Origin of the sequence: Cobetia sp. SIMBA_158, from assembly GCF_046566945.1 — a bacterium.
Lineage (GTDB): Bacteria > Pseudomonadota > Gammaproteobacteria > Pseudomonadales > Halomonadaceae > Cobetia > Cobetia amphilecti.
Map to the genome: position 1 here is coordinate 1 of NZ_JAWJYL010001263.1, position 228 is coordinate 228.

The following is a 228-nucleotide window of genomic DNA, read 5'->3' on the forward strand; positions in this document are numbered from 1 at the left end:
CGTGATCATCGAGCACAACCTCGACGTGATCAAGAGGGCCGACTGGGTGATCGACCTCGGTCCGGAAGGCGGCGCGGGCGGCGGCCAGATCATCGCCCAGGGCACGCCCGAGCAGGTCGCGAAGACCAAGGCCAGCTTCACCGGCAAGTATCTCGCGCCGCTGCTCAAGCGGCCGACCCGCAAAACGGCGGCCGGCTGACACGTTCCGTTCCCGCGCGCGGCCGCCCG

1 protein-coding gene is annotated in these 228 nt (G+C 70.2%); it reads left to right on the plus strand.

All coding sequences use genetic code 11. From position 1 onward, the window contains the following. Window positions 1-199, plus strand: a 199-nt coding sequence (locus tag R2R70_RS23775) for a hypothetical protein (RefSeq protein ID WP_410979458.1), incomplete at its 5' end; no start/stop codon positions are given. Window positions 200-228: the final 29 nt, after the last annotated feature.